The sequence below is a fragment of the uncultured Bacteroides sp. genome (genome assembly GCF_937912035.1).
Lineage (GTDB): Bacteria > Bacteroidota > Bacteroidia > Bacteroidales > Bacteroidaceae > Phocaeicola.
Map to the genome: position 1 here is coordinate 1 of NZ_CALDPF010000034.1, position 17,678 is coordinate 17,678.

Genomic DNA, 17,678 nt, shown 5'->3' on the forward strand with positions numbered 1-17,678 from the left:
ACGACCTTTGGGTTATGAGCCCAACGAGCTACCAACTGCTCCACTCCGCGATGTTATTTCTTGTTTGCGAGTGCAAAGGTACTACTTTATATTATAAAATCCAAGAAATTTAGCGACTAATTTGCATAACTAAGGTTAAAACAGGTAAAGAACGTATAATGAGTATAACAAAAAAGAGATAAAAGAATCAATCTTTTATCTCTTCAAACTCTATATACTCTCCTTCATTTTCATCAAATACTTTCTTTTTGCCACTTGGAGATTTATTTCCCGATGTTTTAGAATCACTCTCACTATTATCAAAACCAAAGTTTTTTTCTTCAGTCTTTCCACTCTTACCCACGTTTATTACTGTTCTCACTATCTTATAAATAATAGTGAAACCTATAATCAGTACAAAGATTATTATAAAAAATATAATTCCTAAAATATGAAACATAGTTATCGTTTTTATTAATTATGATACAATAACTGTGCCACAATTACAATATTATGCTTTCTTATAAGTAATGGCAGACAATATTATATACCAAATAATCACAGCAAAGAGTGAACTCAGTCCGAAAAGAGCAAGCAAAAGTATGCTCACACTAAGAAAAATATATTGAATCTTATTACTTTTCCATGACAGATTCTTGAATTTCAGAGAGAACATTGGCAGTTCTGAAACCAAAAGCAATGACATGATTACAACCAACAGAAATAAATAGAAAGCATTAAACAAACCATTAAGATTCTGACCTTCAATCATCCATATAGCGAATGAACTCCAGAATAGAGCATTGGCAGGGGTAGGCATACCAATAAATGAAGTGGTCTGACGTTCATCCAGATTGAATTTAGCCAGACGAAGAGCAGAAAATACTGATATTATGAATGCTGTGTAAGGTATGTATTCTGAAATACCAACAATAAAGAACGGTATATCAACATGCTTGAACAAAGAAAATACGATAGCCGACGGAGCAAGTCCAAAAGTTATATTATCAGCTAGAGAATCCAGTTCCTTTCCTATGGGCGAAGACACTTTAAGAAGCCTGGCTGTCATACCATCAAAAAAATCAAAAACTGCACCAAGGACAATAAACAGCATAGCCAATCTGTAATCACTCTGAAAAGCCATATAGGTTGCTATACATCCACAAAACAGATTACAACTTGTAATACTGTTAGGAATATTCCTTGTTATAATATTTGACATAGTCCTTATTATTTAAGTTTAGCAATAACAGTCTCATTACCTGTTGTTTTCTGATTCATTTCCACACAAACTTCTGTTCCTAAAGGAAGATATACGTCAACTCTGGAACCGAATTTAATGAATCCCATGTGCTCGTCAATATAACAATCCTCACCAGGAGTTGCGTATGTTACAATTCTCCTTGCCACAGCCCCTGCAATCTGACGTGCCATTATAGTCTCACCTTCGGGGGTCTCTATTATGATCGTAGAACGTTCATTCTCGGTACTGGCTTTTGGAAGCCATGCTTTCATAAACCTTCCATTATGATGCTGAACATGTTTGACGACACCGTCCACTGGATACCAATTAGCATGCACATTTGTAATATCCATGAATATAGAAATCATTAACCTTTTGTCATGGAAATATTCATGCTCATCAACCTCCTCTATCACCACTACTCTTCCATCAGCTGGAGCAACGACAGTTTTTTCTGTTTCACCCTTGAATAATCTTATTGGACAGCGGAAAAAGTTTACCATCAAGAGATATAATACCAAACTTATGGCAGCCAATATATAGAATGGAATTTTATTGTCTATGAGGTAATAAAAAGCAACATTTATTGCCAATAATACTATTGCACTTGTAATAAGTATGTTTGTTCCCTCATGATGTATACGAATTTTCTTCAGTTTCTTTATTTTGTTCATGATGATAAAATGATGATGTAGGTATTTTTAACATGCAAAAATAAGCGTATTTTAATTACCCTGCAAATAAAACATTATAAAAAACGTTTTGCAACAACATTGCAAACACATTGCAAATGCTTTTACCTGATTAAAATATGACGTATTGGCATAAAAAATCCCGGACTTAGTATTAAATTTAAATCCGGGATTATAAAATTTCTGTTTTTATCAGATTGACAATTCATTCAAGACATTGACAAGTTCTCTATCGATAGGCTTATCATTCTTGATAGCTTTTGCAAACGGTACATAAACAATCTTATCGTTTTCTATACCTATCATAACGTTTCTCTGACCTTCCATCAAAGCCTGAATACTTGCAACACCCATACGGCTGGCAATAATTCTATCGTGAGCAGTCGGTCGTCCACCACGTTGCAAGTGCCCAAGAATAGTCACACGTACATCATACTGAGGATATTCGTTTTTAACACGCTCTGCATAATGCATTGCACCACCTGTAATTTCACTTTCAGCAACAAGGACTATAGAACTACTCTTTGACTTACGGAATCCGTTTTTGATAAACTCTTCCAACTGGTCAACCTCAGTATTGAATTCAGGTATAATAGCAGCTTCAGCACCTGCTGCTATAGCTCCGTTCAACGCAAGGAAGCCAGCATCACGTCCCATTACTTCAACAAAGAACAGACGTTCGTGAGAAGTTGCTGTATCTCTGATTTTATCTACAGCATCAAGAATTGTATTCAATGCAGTGTCATAACCTATTGTAGTATCTGTTCCATAAAGGTCATTATCAATAGTTCCCGGAAGTCCGATGCAAGGTACATCATATTCTTCTGCCAACAATCTGGCACCAGTGAGCGAACCGTCACCACCTATTACGATAAGAGCATCAATACCCTCACGCACCATAGTTTCGTGAGCCACCTGACGTCCCTCTGGAGTCTTGAACTCCATACATCTCGCAGTCTTAAGGATTGTACCTCCCAGCTGTATAATATTACTTACATTCTGAGTTTTAAATTCCTGTATTTCTCCAGTTATAAGTCCTTTATAGCCTCTATAAATTCCCTTAACTTTCAATCCGTTGTATATTGCTGCACGAGTCACGGCACGAATTGCCGCATTCATACCCGGAGCATCTCCTCCTGAAGTGAGGATACCAACACATTTAATACTTGCCATATTGTTGAATATTATTAGTTTGTTTCAATGCCGCAAATTTACAAATTCCGTCGTAAAGTTGTATTAAATAGATATGTATTTTAAGTTAACTTGAATTGTAAATTCTTTAACATGCCTCCGATATTACATTCTTACATTTATCCATAAGCCATTTAGGAGTTGAAGTAGCGCCACATATTCCGATTGACTTTGCATCTCTGAACCACTCCATGTTAATATCTTCCGGTTTATCAACCTGATATGTTTTGGGATTAATCTCCTTACATTCGTGAAACAATATCTTTCCATTCGAGCTTTTCTGCCCACACACAAACAGAATCACATCATGTGAAGCGGCAAACTTCCTGATATTAGGCATTCTGTTTGCCACCTGACGACATATTGTATCAAAATACTGAAAAGTGGCAGACTTAGAAATATTCTGTTCTATATACGAAACGATACTTCTGAATTCATCCAGAGATTTTGTGGTTTGCGAATATAGCCTTACATCTTTATTCAAGTCTATCTTATCTACTTCCTCTATCTTTTCAATAACTATAGCCTCACCATTTGTCTGTCCAACCAGTCCAAGCACTTCCGCATGACCGTTCTTTCCATATATTACTATCTGCTTTTCTTTTTCAGGGTCTTTACTGGTATATTCCTGCTTAATTCTTTTTTGCAACCGTAATACTACAGGACAGGTGGCATCAATTATTTCTATATTATTTTCTGCGGCTATCCTATATGTCTCCGGAGGTTCACCATGCGCACGTAGCAACACTTTCACGTTTTTAAGTTTTGCATACTCCTCATGGTTAATAGTTATAAGCCCCAGTTTTTTCAAACGTTCACATTCCTGACCATTATGCACTATATCACCCAGGCAATACAGAGGAGTTCCTTTTGCCAACTCTTCCTCAGCCTTTTTTATAGCAGTTGTCACACCGAAACAAAATCCTGATTCACTATCAATCTCTATATTATACATTAGCCGCTTTTTGGTATTCATTAATTAACCATGCTTTCTGTTCTTCAAGAGTCATATTGCTATTATCCAACACAATAGCATCATCAGCCTTTCTCAAAGGACTTACAGCTCTAGTCTGGTCTATCCTGTCTCTCTCTTCAACATTTTTGAGGATTTCATCAAATGATACTTCCTGTCCTTTAGCCAGCAGTTCATCATATCTTCTTTTTGCCCTGATTTCAGCAGAAGCTGTTACAAAAATCTTCAACTCCGCATCAGGGAAAACCACAGTGCCTATATCGCGTCCATCCATGACAATACCTTTACTCTTTCCCATTTCCTGTTGCAATTTAACCAAAGCTTCCCTTACAAATCCCAAGGCTGCAACAAGACTCACCCTGGATGAAACCTCCATAGTCCTAATCTTAGACTCTACATTTACACCATTAAGGAATGTCTCCGGTTTCAAAGTAACATTATTAAGACAGAACGATACCGAAATATCATTTATATGTTTTTCCAGCTCTTCCGAATTCACGCTTCCATCAGAGTTAAAAAGCGAGTTTTCAAGGCAATACAGAGTAACCGCCCTATACATCGCACCGCTATCTATATATATATATCCTATTTCCTTTGCCAGATCTTTGGCCATCGTGCTTTTTCCGCAAGAAGAGAAACCATCTATAGCTATGGTTATTTTTTTCATAAGATTATTGTTACTATATAATAATGTGTAAAATACTTGTTCAAAAGTCAAAGATAGATAAAAGTTTTTACTGTTTTATCCGCATCTACAGAAATATTTCCGTTTTAATCTATTTTTATCTTTTTGATATTGCTTTTTAAAATAAATATACTACATTTGCACACAGAGAATTATTAACAATTTATCAAATCATTTATGGAAGTTAAAAAATCGCCCAAAGCAGACCTCGAGGGAAAGAAATCCACGTGGATGCTGATTGGTTACGTGCTGATATTGGCAGCAGTGTTTGTAGGCTTCGAATGGACAGAACGCGACAAACAGGTGACTACCGATACTGGTGTCGTTGAACCGATTTTTGAGGAGGAAATGATTCCAATCACAGAAGAACCGGAGCAAAAGCAAGCACCTCCTCCACCAGAAGCTCCGAAAGTTGAAGAAGTACTTCAGATTGCAGAGAACGATGCGGATGTAGAAGAAACTACTATCAAATCTAGTGAAGATGACAATACAGCCGTAGAAATCAAGTACATCGAACCTGTAGTTGAAGAAGAAGAACCTGCAGAAGAAGAAATCTTCATGGTTGTAGAAAAGATGCCTGAATTCCCAGGTGGTATGGCAGAATTGATGAAATTCCTCGGAAAGAACATCAAATATCCTACTATCGCTCAGGAAAACGGTATTCAGGGACGTGTAATCGTTCAGTTTGTCGTTAACCAGGACGGTTCTATCGTTGACCCTGTAGTTATGCGTTCAGTCGATCCATATCTTGACAAGGAAGCTCTTCGAGTTATCAGCACCATGCCAAAATGGAAACCAGGTATGCAGCGTGGTAAAGCTGTACGTGTAAAATACACAGTACCTGTAACATTCAGATTGCAGTAATAACTTTATAACATAAAAAGGCTGTCCGAAAAAGGGCAGCCTTTTTGTTTTCTAGCCAAAAGACAAAAAAACTATGAAGCAGTACGAAGACAAAGAACTATTAGAAAAGATTCAGAAGTATATCGGAGAATTGTCATATACTCACGAACCGGAAAATCTATACAAGCCAATAGAATATGTACTTGGATTAGGCGGTAAACGTATCCGTCCGGTTTTGATGCTAATGGCCTACAACCTATACAAGGATGACGTTGAAAAAATCTATCAACAAGCTGCGGCACTGGAAACATACCATAATTTTACACTGTTACACGATGACCTCATGGACAAAGCCGACATGAGAAGAAACAGACCAACCGTACATAAGAAATGGGATGAAAATACCGCAATTCTTTCCGGTGATGCCATGCTCATACTTTCGTTCAAAATGATGATGGAATCATGTCCTGCCGAATACATATCAGAAGTCACATCCACCTTCAGCAAGGCTGCACTGGAAGTTTGCGACGGACAACAGTGGGATATGGATTTCGAAAAAAGACTCGATGTGACAGTTGACGAATACATGAACATGATTTGTCTGAAGACATCTGTCTTACTTGCCGCTTCACTGAAAATAGGTGCAATACTAGGTGGGGCAAGCGAAGAAGACGCAAATCTGCTTTACGATTTCGGTATAAAAATGGGACTTGCTTTCCAGCTCCAGGACGACTATCTTGATGTGTATGCAGATTCCTCCGTTTTCGGTAAAAATATCGGTGGAGACATCTGCTCAAATAAAAAGACATTCATGCTTATCACAGCCCTTGAGAGATCATCAGGAGAAAACAAGAAAGAACTTGAGAATTGGATAAATGCCGAAGCTTTTATTCCTGAAGAAAAGATTAAAGCTGTTACTGAAATATATAACAACACCGGAGTTCCAGGCATATGTATGGATAAAATCAACACCCTATACAATGAAGGGCTTGCCATACTTGATAAGGTATCAGTAGATGCATCATTAAAAACCAATCTTAAAAACTTCACAAAACAATTAATGAAAAGAGTATTATGATTGGATTGATTGACACTCACACACACCTATTTTGCGAGGAGTTTGACAGCGACAGAGAACTGGCCATCATAAGAGCAAAAGAAGCAGGAGTCACAAGAATGTTTATGCCCAATATTGACGATGAGAGCATAGATGCGCTACTCCAACTTTGCGACAAAACATCAGGTTGCTATCCTCTTATGGGGTTGCATCCCACTTCGGTTGCTGACGACTGGAAAATCAGACTTGAAAAAGTAGAAAAAGTCCTGAATTCAGGAAGAAAATTCTACGGTATTGGAGAAGTCGGTTTGGATCTTTATTGGGACAAGACATACGTAGAAGAACAAAAAGAAGTATTCAGAATACAATTGGAGTGGGCCCTTAAGTTCAATTTACCTCTAATTATACATTGCAGGAATGCTCACAAAGAGATGTTGGAAGTAATGTCTCAATATAAGGATACCACATTACGAGGAATATTCCATAGCTTTGGCGGAACACTGGAAGAGGCAAACGATATGTTGTCCTACAAGAATTTCATGCTGGGTATAAACGGTATTGTAACATTCAAGAAAAGTACCCTTCCGGAAACACTAAAGCAACTGCCAATCGATAGAATAGTACTTGAAACAGATTCGCCATACCTTGCACCTGTACCATACAGAGGAAAAAGAAACGAAAGTGCATACATCACATCAATAGCAAACAAACTTGCCGAAATTTTTAATACATCAATAGACGATATTGCACGCCATACAACAAGAAATGCACTAAAAGTGTTCCAAAATGCCGACTAAAGTCTTTAAATAATATTAATTTTATGCGTTATCGCAAACTTTTTCGTCTTTTAGGCTATGTAAGAAAAAAAAAAAGAATACATTTGTGACTGAAAAAGGACAAATGAGTACCGATTACGAATATAATTAAATATGTAAGAAGGGAAAAATAGGTGCTGAGGAGAGGTGCTCGAGTGGTTGAAGAGGCACGCCTGGAAAGCGTGTATACGCCAAAAGCGTATCACGGGTTCGAATCCCGTTCTCTCCGCGATAGTCAAAGAGAAAAAAATAACAAATAAGAATAAACAATAAACTATTAATTAATTAATCTTAAAAAATTAGACACACAATGAAAAAGTTATTTGCAATTCTTGCAGTAATGGGAGCTCTCTCATTCGGAATGACTCAGTCAGTTATCGCACAGGATGCTCCTGCAGCAACTGAAACAGTAGTAGTTGAAGAAGGTGGTATGCACAAAGAACTTAAGACTAAGTTCATCGAAGGTGATGCATCATTCATGTCATTGGTAACAATCGCTTTGGTACTTGGTTTGGCTTTCTGTATCGAACGTATCATTTACTTGAGCCTTGCTGAAGTTGACGCTAAGAAATTGATGGCTAAAGTTGAAGAAGCTTTGGAAAAAGGTGATGTAGAAGGTGCAAAAACTATCTGCCGTAACACTCGTGGTCCTGTTGCTTCTATCTGCTATCAGGGTTTAATGAGAATTGACGAAGGTTTGGATGTTGTTGAACGTTCTGTAGTTTCTTACGGTGGTGTTCAGGCAGGTTACCTTGAAAAAGGATGTTCTTGGATTACATTGTTTATCGCGATGTCTCCATCACTCGGATTCTTGGGTACTGTGATTGGTATGGTCATGGCGTTCGATAAAATCCAGCAGGCTGGTGATATTTCTCCAACAGTCGTTGCAGGTGGTATGAAAGTGGCTTTGATCACTACTATCTGGGGTCTTGTTGTAGCATTGATTCTTCAGATTTTCTATAACTACATTCTTTCTAAGATTGAAGCTATCACAAGCCAGATGGAAGAATCTTCTATCACATTGCTTGACGTTATCATGAAGTACAACTTGAAATACAAAAAATAATTGAACAATGGCAAAGTTATCATATAAAGTATCTTACTATGTGTTCTATGTCTGCGTAGCACTTATCTTGGTGGTACTTGGCATGTTCTACGGAGTAGGATATAACAATCCAATGGGTGAATATAATGCACCTGAACATACCGAAACATTGATTTTCTTGACATATGGTATGCTTGCTGTAACAATCATTATTACTTTATTAGGTGGTCTGGCTAAATTTGCATCTTCATTCAAAGATAATCCAGCATCAGCTTTAAAATCATTAATTGGATTTGTTTTAATAATAGTACTTTTGGTTGTTGCATACAATATGGGTTCTGACGCTCCTGTAACATTGGCTGACGGAACTACTTATGCTGACGTATTGTGGTTGAAAGTTACTGATATGTTAATCTACTCAACATACGTATTACTTGGTATTGCAGTATTAGGAACATTGGTAAATCTTTCAGGTATATTTAAGAAATAATATCATATTGAAGTTTAATAATTAAGAGTAAGTAAAATGGCTAAAAGTAAAAGAGGAGTGCCTGGAATTAACTCAAGTTCTACGGCCGACATTGCCTTTATGTTGCTTATCTTCTTCCTTGTTACAACATCAATGGATACTGACCGTGGTTTGGCAAGACGTTTGCCGCCACCACCAGAAAACGAAGAACAAAAAGATGATATTATTATTAAGGAAAGAAACATTCTCCAGGTTAAACTGAATAAGGACGACCAGTTGATGGTTAATGGAGAAGTAGGTTTCGATATAAGACAACTTAAAGACAAAGCAAAAGAATTCATAGCCAATCCGAATGACGATCCTAATATGCCTGAAAAGCATAGAAAGACTCTTCCATTCTTTGGCGATGTAATGATAACCGAAAAGCATGTAATTTCTGTACAGAACGACGTTGGTACAAGTTATGATGTTTACATTCAGGTTCAGAACGAATTGGTTGCTGCATACAATGAATTGCGTAACGAATTAGCAAATTCACAGTTCGGTAAATCATTCGCTGAATGTTCTGACGAAGAAAAAGAAGCTATCATCGACTACTATCCACAGAAGATTTCTGAAGCAGAACCTAAAAAATATGGAGGAAAATAATAATGGGAAAATTTAATAAGACCGGAAAGAAAGGTATGCCTGAATTGAATACTTCTTCTTTGCCTGACCTTATCTTTACCATGTTGTTCTTCTTCATGATTGTAACAACAATGCGTGAGGTTACATTGAAGGTTCAGTTCAAAGTGCCACAGGCTACAGAATTGGAAAAGCTTGAAAAGAAGTCATTGGTTTCTTTCATCTATATCGGTAAACCATTACCTGAGTTCCAGAAAAAGATGGGTACTACAGACCGTATCCAGCTGAACGATAAATTCTCTGAATCAAACGAAGTTCAGGATTATATCTATCAGGAACGTGAAAATATGAAAGAAGAGGACAAACCTTTCATGACTGTATCACTGAAAGTTGATGCAAAAACTAAGATGGGTATTGTTCAGGAAGTAAAACAAGCACTTCGTCAAGCATACGCTTTGAAGATCAACTATTCTGCAACACAACGTCAGTAATAGTATCAAAGATAAAAAAAAGAGTTACTCAGTCGAGTAACTCTTTTTTTTGTACCTATAAGTTTATACCAAATAAACATTCTTATATATTTCTGATAATATATTCTCAAACATCCCATCTATTGAATATGCTCCAGAAAACATGATATGCATTGGAATAGGACTACCTGATTTCCTATACGGCGGCTGCATGTATGGCTTTTCACAAAGAGTAAAACCGTTTCTTTCATAAAAACCAATACGACGCTTACTAAACTCATCTTCGGGAAGCTCAACTTCAAGAACTATTTTGGAATCAGGAAAATTATTCAATAATGTCTGCATAATCATCTTTCCATATCCTTTGTTTCTAACACTGGGCGAAGTGGCAAGATGTTCTACATAAAGGAATCCTGACAACTTCCATAATGTAATAAGACCTATATTTTCAGCATCATCAGTAATCAGATATGCAGTAAACAAAGGATTATTGTCTGTATTATACCTCTGCATATCATCATCTCTTCTTTCCTCTTCCGGAAATGATTCATGCAATAAATTTTCTACAAAAGCATACGATGTATCAGTTGTCTTAACAGGATTGAATTTAATCATAATAATATATTTTAATTGATCATTTTTCTGTATAAAAATCTATTAACCGTTGTAGTGCTCTTTGGCAGACAGGGCAAAAGGCTTGAGCTTCATTTGTTCGCATCCTGCAGTCCGGAACAGGTCTGTAAATACCCTTCATACTATATCCGGCTCCTTCATAAACTCCCAAATCTTCAGTTGAACTATTATTATCTTTTGTTATCTTGGTTGGAGAAACAAATCCCTTAGGCAACATATCACTCCATTTACTTTCAAAATCAACCAATGTAGTAATATTCTGTTCCCACGGCTCAACATCATACGGATAAAGCGGACTTGGTGCATCTGTATAGGCATATTCATCAGCCAAACCTCCAAAACTGTGCCCGAACTCATGTACCACCACAGGTTCGAACTTTGAATGATGCGCAGTGGTGAGAGTAAAAGAATTATATATTCCTCCGCCACCATAAGTATCAGTATTTGCCAAGATTATTATATGTTCGTAAGGGATACCAGCAAGCAAATCATGAATATCATTAACACTGCTTGAAGTCAGGTACCTGTCGGAATAAAACGTATCAAAATGCGAACTTACGGCTGTAGATTTCCATACATTCTCCCTGGGGATACTAACTCCACTGTCAGTTGATTCGCTGGCTACAGCAACCACATTAAAATGATTTTTATTCTCTTTAAAAGGAGAATGACTGAAAATTGCATCACAAGCTTTTTGTGCATCACTGTAGAACGTTTGCATATCTCCTCGTGAATATCCCTCAGCCATTATCACAACATCAATACAATTTTCGGGCGAACCGCTTTTCAGCAAATATTTATGCTCGGTTACGTTATTTTCACCAATCTTTTTTATCAAAATATCATCAGGTCGTACAGTATGCGTAAACGAAGCAGAAACCTCATGTCGTGCATTAAAAAGCTCAACTGTAACCAAAACCTCTTTCTTTGGAAAAGGCATCAGGAATGTATTTTCATATCCCTTACTTAAAGTCTCGGCTTCATTTTCGCCCAGCCATTCCTGAAACAGACTGGAAAAAGAAGTTCTGTAAATAACCACACCTGTAGCTTTGTCAACCATAGTCAACTGTCCGTTACCTGATAATGGCAGTTTGTCCAAATTACTTCTTCTGCCTGCCCAACCATCCATAGATTTGAGTTCATCCAGAACAACAGACTGATTTTTTTTATTTCCTGTGAACAAATAGTCCGCTCTAAGTGTTTTATCTGCAAAGAACTCTTCAAAACTTTGGCAATATCCGGAAGAACACACAGCTAATCCTAAAAAAAGTGATAAAAAAGTTTTTGTCATAATAATTAAGAACTGTTTTTATGTATAATATATAAAAAAAATAAAGTATCTAACACAAAGATAATTAAATATAAATCAAATATAAGAACTTTATTACATATAGTTTGAATAAAAATACTACCTTTGTATAAATTAAAATTATTAGAAATGGGACATCATCAGTTGGATAGTTTGGATGAACAAATTCTGCGTATGATTGCAGAAAATGCTCGTATTCCTTTTTTGGAAGTAGCTCGTGTGTGCAATGTGTCTGGTGCCGCAATTCATCAGAGAATTCAGAAACTAACAAATCTAGGCATTTTAAAAGGATCAGAGTTTATAATAGACCCTGAGAAAATAGGATATGAGACATGTGCTTATATAGGATTATATTTAAAGGATCCTGAACAGTTTGATTCTGTGACAGAAGAACTAAAGAAAATTCCTGAAGTAGTAGAATGTCATTTCACTACAGGTCAGTATGATATGTTCATAAAGATTTATGCAAAAAACAACCATCACTTGTTGAGCATCATACACGACAAACTGCAACCGTTGGGATTGTCTCGTTCTGAAACGATAATATCATTCCATGAGGCAATCAAACGCCAGATGCCTATACTTGATCTGGCGAATGATGATGATGAATAAAATTATTTGATACGATCGTAATCACAAAAGCTATATGAGTAGAGATGCTTTTCATCTGTTGAATGGCATTCTCTACTTTTTTCTTGCCATATTTCAGGTGATATTTCAGGGAAAAAAGCATCAGCCTCTTTTTCACAATCGTCCACTTCTGTTATATACAGACGGTCTGCAATTGGCATTGCTTCCTTATACAGGCTTGCGCCACCGATAATAAACACCTCTATTTCATCTTTGCATGCCTCAAGAGCATCTTTCAGGCTGTGAAAACACTCTGCCCCAGGAAAAGTAATATCCTGACTGCTCAAAACGATATTTCTTCTGTTAGGCAAAGCACCTTTTGGAAGAGACTCAAAAGTCTTGCGTCCCATGATTATGGTATGACCTGTAGTCAGAGTCTTGAATCTCTTCAGGTCGTTCGGAAGCCAGTACAGGAGTTCGTTCTTATATCCTATACCGTTATTCTTGTTTATAGCTACAATAATCGAAATCATAAATATCATCAGTTAATAATTATACAGAAACCTTACCGGCAATGTGAGGCCAAGGATCATAGTTTTCAAGCTGGAAGTCTTCATACTTGAAACTGAAAATATCCTTTACATCAGGATTGATTTTCATCACAGGAAGAGGACGCGGAGTTCTTGTCAACTGCAAGTCCACCTGTTCCAGATGATTAAGATATATATGGGCATCACCCAAAGTATGTATGAAATCACCCGCTTTCAGTCCTGTCACCTGAGCCATCATCTGAAGCAGAAGAGCATACGAAGCGATATTGAACGGCACTCCGAGGAATGTATCCGCACTTCTCTGATACATCTGCAGGCTCAAACGTCCGTTAGCCACATAGAACTGAAAGAACATATGACACGGAGGCAAATTCATATTGTCAAGATCAGCCACATTCCATGCATTCACGATGATACGTCTTGAATCAGGATTGTTCTTTATCATATCCACAGCTTCCGAAATCTGGTCGATAAACTTACCGTCGTAAGTAGGCCACGAACGCCACTGATAGCCGTATATATGTCCTAGATTTCCATCCTCGTCTGCCCATTCATTCCAGATTCTTACACCATTTTCCTGAAGATACTTCACGTTAGTGTCACCTTTAAGGAACCAAAGAAGTTCGTGAATGATGGATTTAAGATGAAGTTTCTTAGTTGTTACAAGTGGAAAACCATCTTCCAGATTAAAACGCATCTGATGTCCGAACACGCTGATAGTACCCGTTCCCGTACGGTCGTCTTTCCTTACGCCCTCGGTCTTTATGCGTTGAAGTAAGTCTAAATATTGCTTCATAAAGATTATGTTGTACTTAATTATTTATTATTGAGGGCAAAGTTAATCAAAAACATTATGAAAAACATTACCTTTGCAGATATTAATATATACAGAAGATTATGAATTTCCCCGTTTCATTTATATCACGAACAGCAGCCCTGATGGGCGAGGAAAACTGTAAAGCCCTCTGCGAAGCGATGCAGAACGATACACCTGTAAGCATACGAATCAACGGAGCAAAGACCGGACTTGTGCCGGAGGATGCGAAGCTCATCCCGTGGACAACAGACGGATATTATCTGTCTGCACGCCCCAAATTCACGTTCGACCCGCTATTCCATGCCGGAAGCTATTATGTTCAGGAAGCATCGTCCATGTTTCTTGAGAGTGCTTTGCACCAGTATGTAAAATCACCGGTTATCGCCCTCGACCTGTGTGCAGCTCCCGGCGGCAAATCTACCCTACTCCGTTCCTCACTCCCCGAAGGAAGTCTGCTCATAGCCAACGAAGTGATGCGAAACCGCTCGCAGATACTTGCAGAAAACATTGTAAAATGGGGAAATCCTGAAGTGATAGTAACCAATAACGACCCTTCGGACTTCACCCCTCTTGAATCACTTTTCGACGTAATACTGACCGACGTTCCATGTTCTGGCGAAGGAATGTTCCGAAAAGACGAAGTGGCTGTAGAAGAATGGAGCCCAGCCAACGTAGGACTATGCTGGGAACGCCAGCGCAGAATACTCCGCGATATATGGCCTTGCCTGAAACCCGGAGGACTGCTGATTTACAGCACATGCACATTCAACCGTGAAGAAAACGAAGACAATGTAGCCTGGATAGCAAGCGAACTTGGAGCAGAAGTACTTCCTGTAGAGACCAAAGAAGAATGGAACATAACGGGAAACCTTGCAGGATATGACTTTCCGGTATATCGCTTCCTGCCCCACAGAACCATTGGTGAAGGACTCTACATGGCTGTACTCCGCAAGAACGGTACATCAGATGAAGACTACGACATCTTGTCCGACTACAGCTCAAGAAAGAGCAATAAGAAAAACAATAAGAAGCAGGACAAGAAACAAAACTCCATGACCGTAACCAACGAAATAAAATCATGGATATGCGACAGCGAAGATTTTGAATTCTCTATCGGCGGAACTACAGCAGTGGCAAAATCGCAAAGACTGAACAGTTTGGAAAACCTTCTGAAAGACAAAGGGAACAACATCCGTATACTTCATCGCGGAATCACTCTTGCCGAGAACAAAGGCAAAGACTGGCAGCCTCATCACTCGCTGGCTATGAGCACAAGCCTCAACAGAGAGAGTTTCCCACAGGCAGAGCTCACTTATGAACAGGCTATAGCATATCTCAGAAAAGAAGCCGTCACACTCGATGCCTCAGTTCCCAAAGGATATGTACTGGTAACATACCGCAACACACCTTTAGGCTTTGTAAAAAACATAGGAAACCGTGCGAACAATCTCTATCCCCAGGAATGGAGAATCCGCAGCGGATATATGCCTGACGAGGTCAGAACGGTTTTCTGAAACCACAACCGTTCTTCCACTCCGAACAACCATATGCAGTTTTACCCTTTATGATGGTACCCTTACCGCATAAAGGGCAAACCTTGCCGACAATATCATCGCCCTCTTTTTCCGTCTCAACAGCCTTTTTCTCAACTTTCGGAGTTGCTTTCTTGCGCGGAGTCTTTGCTGCAGCAGCCGATTTCGCAGTTGCATCTTTTCCTGCAGAACCTTTCTTCGCAGCAGTCTTCACATCCTCCTCCGAAGTAACAGTCACACGGCGGTTGCTCGTATCTCTTATCACGCTATATACAATCTCTGTAACCATCTGCTTCAGTTCGCTTATGAATGTAGCGGCATCATAGCTTCTCTTTTCTATCTCGCGAAGCTTCTTTTCCCAGATACCAGTCAGCTCGGCAGACTTCAGCAATTCTTCATGAATAAGCTGTATCAGTTCCACTCCAGTAGGTGTAGCTATAAGATTCTTCTTCTCCTTACGGATATATCTTCTTTTAAACAAAGTCTCAATTATGGCAGCACGCGTAGAAGGACGACCTATACCGTTTTCCTTCATCGCATCGCGCAGTTCATCGTTCTCTACCAGCTTACCGGCAGTTTCCATAGCCCGGAGCAAAGTAGCCTCAGTATATGGGCGCGGCGGTTGGGTCCACTTCTCGAAAAGCGAAGGATAGTGCGGTCCGCTCTCCCCTTTCGCGAACGCAGGCAGAGTCTTTTCCTCGTCATTCTCCTTCGTATCATCCTGCTGTTCCTTTGCGAACACCACTCTCCATCCCTGCTCAAGAATTTGCTTTCCCGTCACCTTGAATTCTATAGAATCAGCCTCTCCTATCACCGTAGTGGTAGAGAACTTACAGTCCGGATAGAACACAGCGATGAAACGCCTTGCAATAAGGTCGTAAACCGTTTTCTCCATATTAGTCAGCTCACGTGGCTGCACACCGGTAGGAATAATGGCATGGTGGTCGGTTACCTTCGAATTATCGAACACCTTTTTCGATTTTATAAGCGGTTTGCCAGCCAGAGATGCCGTATATATGGCATAATCCTTCAGTCCCTCAAGAATCTTCGGACACTTTGGATATATATCGTCACTCAGGAAAGTAGTATCCACACGCGGATAAGTAGCCACCTTCTTTTCGTAAAGCGACTGTATGAGCTGTAAAGTCATATCGGCGGAATAACCAAATTTCTTGTTACATTCCACTTGGAGCGAAGTAAGGTCGAAAAGTCTTGGCGGTGCCTCAGTTCCTTTTTTCGATGAAATGTCGGTGATAGTAAACGGAGCGTTCTTTATGCGTTCCAGCAATTGCTCTCCCGTAGCCTGGTCAGTGATAGGCGGAATACCCCTGTTGGCATCCTCCTTTGCAGGAGTTTTCTTTTTCAACTGCGGATTTTCCTTTTCAGCGGCAGCCTCTTCCGCCAGTTCTTCATCACTCTTGCGCACTATGGCAGAGAACACAGTATCCCTGTACGAAGTCTTCAGTTCCCAATACTGTTTAGGTACGAAATTCTCTATCTCCTGCTGCCTTTTCACGATAAGAGCCAGCGTAGGAGTCTGCACACGCCCTATAGACAGCACCTGTTTGTTCTGTCCGTATTTAAGGGTATAAAGTCGTGTGGCATTCATTCCGAGCGTCCAGTCGCCTATCGCACGGCTTAGTCCCGCCTCATACAAAGGCTGGAATTCCGACTGGTCTTTCAAGTTTGCAAATCCCTCTCTGATAGCCTCTTCCGTAAGCGATGAAATCCACAGACGTTTCACCGGACATTTCGCCCCGGCCTTCTGCATCACCCATCGCTGTATCAGTTCACCTTCCTGTCCGGCATCACCGCAGTTTATAATCATATCCGCCTTCTGCATCAACGATTCTATTATCTTGAACTGCTTTTCTATACCTGAGTCGTTTATCAGCTTTATCCCGAAGCGCGGCGGTATCATCGGCAGACTTGCCAGCGACCACGATTTCCACTGCGGAGTATATTCGTGCGGCTCTTTCAGCGTACACAGGTGTCCGAATGTCCATGTCACCTGATATCCGTTTCCTTCTATGAAACCATCCTTCTTGTTGTGTGCGCCAAGCACTTCCGCTATATCTCTTGCCACACTGGGCTTTTCGGCTATGCAAACTATCATTCTCTGTCAGTATAAGCTTATAAAATCGTTAAATGTCATGCAATTTTCGTGATTTTTTCCGATA

General features: G+C 39.2%; 20 protein-coding genes and 1 tRNA gene. 10 read left to right on the top strand and 11 right to left on the bottom strand.

Annotated elements, in window-relative coordinates; genetic code table 11:
• Window positions 1-187: 187 nt before the first annotated feature.
• From Q0486_RS08440 to cmk, 6 genes are all read right to left on the bottom strand, one after another.
• Window positions 188-439, bottom strand: coding sequence for a DUF4834 family protein (locus tag Q0486_RS08440; RefSeq protein WP_299232049.1), 252 nt, complete (start codon window positions 437-439; stop codon window positions 188-190).
• A 51-nt stretch (window positions 440-490) separates the two neighbouring features.
• The gene (gene pssA / locus Q0486_RS08445; RefSeq protein WP_299232051.1) at window positions 491-1,201 is read right to left on the bottom strand and encodes a CDP-diacylglycerol--serine O-phosphatidyltransferase; all 711 of its coding nucleotides are present in this window, start codon (window positions 1,199-1,201) and stop codon (window positions 491-493) included.
• A gap of 8 nt (window positions 1,202-1,209) precedes the next feature.
• On the bottom strand, window positions 1,210-1,896 hold the full coding sequence (locus Q0486_RS08450) for a phosphatidylserine decarboxylase family protein (protein ID WP_299232052.1): 687 nt from the start codon (window positions 1,894-1,896) through the stop codon (window positions 1,210-1,212).
• A gap of 210 nt (window positions 1,897-2,106) precedes the next feature.
• Window positions 2,107-3,087, bottom strand: a complete 981-nt coding sequence (gene pfkA / locus Q0486_RS08455; protein ID WP_287679871.1) for a 6-phosphofructokinase — start codon at window positions 3,085-3,087, stop codon at window positions 2,107-2,109.
• Window positions 3,088-3,193: 106 nt separating this feature from the next.
• A complete protein-coding gene (locus Q0486_RS08460) occupies window positions 3,194-4,060 on the bottom strand; it encodes a 4-hydroxy-3-methylbut-2-enyl diphosphate reductase (protein WP_299232055.1) in 867 nt (288 codons plus the stop codon).
• Complete coding sequence (gene cmk / locus Q0486_RS08465) at window positions 4,053-4,745, bottom strand: (d)CMP kinase (RefSeq protein ID WP_299232057.1); 693 nt, start codon at window positions 4,743-4,745, stop codon at window positions 4,053-4,055. Before cmk ends, Q0486_RS08460 begins: the two co-directional genes overlap by 8 nt.
• Window positions 4,746-4,940: 195 nt before the next feature.
• Here cmk and Q0486_RS08470 point away from each other — a divergent pair, with 195 nt between their 5' ends.
• The 8 genes from Q0486_RS08470 to Q0486_RS08505 all read left to right on the top strand — a co-directional run bounded on the left by Q0486_RS08470 (window position 4,941) and on the right by Q0486_RS08505 (window position 10,107).
• Complete coding sequence (locus Q0486_RS08470) at window positions 4,941-5,627, top strand: energy transducer TonB (RefSeq protein ID WP_299232059.1); 687 nt, start codon at window positions 4,941-4,943, stop codon at window positions 5,625-5,627.
• 73 nt (window positions 5,628-5,700) lie between these two features.
• Entirely contained in the window at window positions 5,701-6,684 is a 984-nt protein-coding gene (locus tag Q0486_RS08475; protein ID WP_299232061.1) for a polyprenyl synthetase family protein, read from the top strand.
• Window positions 6,681-7,460 carry a TatD family hydrolase gene (locus Q0486_RS08480; RefSeq protein ID WP_299232062.1) on the top strand — a complete coding sequence of 260 codons (780 nt, stop codon included), beginning with the start codon at window positions 6,681-6,683 and terminating at the stop codon, window positions 7,458-7,460. Before Q0486_RS08475 ends, Q0486_RS08480 begins: the two co-directional genes overlap by 4 nt.
• A 159-nt stretch (window positions 7,461-7,619) precedes the next feature.
• Window positions 7,620-7,707, top strand: a tRNA-Ser gene (locus Q0486_RS08485).
• Between the two features lie 81 nt (window positions 7,708-7,788).
• Window positions 7,789-8,544: a MotA/TolQ/ExbB proton channel family protein gene (locus Q0486_RS08490; protein ID WP_299232063.1), complete on the top strand. Its 756-nt coding sequence runs from the start codon at window positions 7,789-7,791 to the stop codon at window positions 8,542-8,544.
• Between the two features lie 7 nt (window positions 8,545-8,551).
• Window positions 8,552-9,013 carry a hypothetical protein gene (locus Q0486_RS08495; protein ID WP_299232064.1) on the top strand — a complete coding sequence of 154 codons (462 nt, stop codon included), beginning with the start codon at window positions 8,552-8,554 and terminating at the stop codon, window positions 9,011-9,013.
• Window positions 9,014-9,049: 36 nt separating this feature from the next.
• Window positions 9,050-9,640 carry a biopolymer transporter ExbD gene (locus tag Q0486_RS08500; protein ID WP_299232066.1) on the top strand — a complete coding sequence of 197 codons (591 nt, stop codon included), beginning with the start codon at window positions 9,050-9,052 and terminating at the stop codon, window positions 9,638-9,640.
• A 2-nt stretch (window positions 9,641-9,642) separates the two neighbouring features.
• Window positions 9,643-10,107, top strand: coding sequence for a biopolymer transporter ExbD (locus tag Q0486_RS08505; RefSeq protein WP_287679881.1), 465 nt, complete (start codon window positions 9,643-9,645; stop codon window positions 10,105-10,107).
• A gap of 63 nt (window positions 10,108-10,170) precedes the next feature.
• Here Q0486_RS08505 and Q0486_RS08510 read toward each other — a convergent pair whose 3' ends face one another.
• Entirely contained in the window at window positions 10,171-10,701 is a 531-nt protein-coding gene (locus tag Q0486_RS08510) for a GNAT family N-acetyltransferase (protein ID WP_299232069.1), read from the bottom strand.
• A 19-nt stretch (window positions 10,702-10,720) separates the two neighbouring features.
• Window positions 10,721-12,010 (bottom strand): M64 family metallopeptidase, encoded by a 1,290-nt coding sequence (locus Q0486_RS08515; protein WP_299232071.1) that lies wholly within the window; start codon window positions 12,008-12,010, stop codon window positions 10,721-10,723.
• A gap of 147 nt (window positions 12,011-12,157) precedes the next feature.
• Between Q0486_RS08515 and Q0486_RS08520 the strand changes: the two genes are divergently transcribed.
• The gene (locus tag Q0486_RS08520) at window positions 12,158-12,640 is read left to right on the top strand and encodes an Lrp/AsnC ligand binding domain-containing protein (protein WP_204390520.1); all 483 of its coding nucleotides are present in this window, start codon (window positions 12,158-12,160) and stop codon (window positions 12,638-12,640) included.
• A gap of 2 nt (window positions 12,641-12,642) precedes the next feature.
• On the opposite strand, the gene Q0486_RS08525 is transcribed toward Q0486_RS08520, so the two are convergent.
• Window positions 12,643-13,131 carry a dihydrofolate reductase gene (locus Q0486_RS08525; RefSeq protein ID WP_204390519.1) on the bottom strand — a complete coding sequence of 163 codons (489 nt, stop codon included), beginning with the start codon at window positions 13,129-13,131 and terminating at the stop codon, window positions 12,643-12,645.
• A 19-nt stretch (window positions 13,132-13,150) separates the two neighbouring features.
• On the bottom strand, window positions 13,151-13,945 hold the full coding sequence (locus Q0486_RS08530; protein ID WP_299232074.1) for a thymidylate synthase: 795 nt from the start codon (window positions 13,943-13,945) through the stop codon (window positions 13,151-13,153).
• A gap of 101 nt (window positions 13,946-14,046) precedes the next feature.
• Between Q0486_RS08530 and Q0486_RS08535 the strand changes: the two genes are divergently transcribed.
• The gene (locus tag Q0486_RS08535; RefSeq protein WP_299232076.1) at window positions 14,047-15,480 is read left to right on the top strand and encodes an rRNA cytosine-C5-methyltransferase; all 1,434 of its coding nucleotides are present in this window, start codon (window positions 14,047-14,049) and stop codon (window positions 15,478-15,480) included.
• Here the strand turns inward: Q0486_RS08535 and Q0486_RS08540 are convergent.
• Window positions 15,464-17,614, bottom strand: coding sequence for a DNA topoisomerase 3 (locus Q0486_RS08540; protein WP_299232078.1), 2,151 nt, complete (start codon window positions 17,612-17,614; stop codon window positions 15,464-15,466). The two genes, Q0486_RS08535 and Q0486_RS08540, sit on opposite strands and share 17 nt — an antisense overlap.
• Window positions 17,615-17,678: the final 64 nt, after the last annotated feature.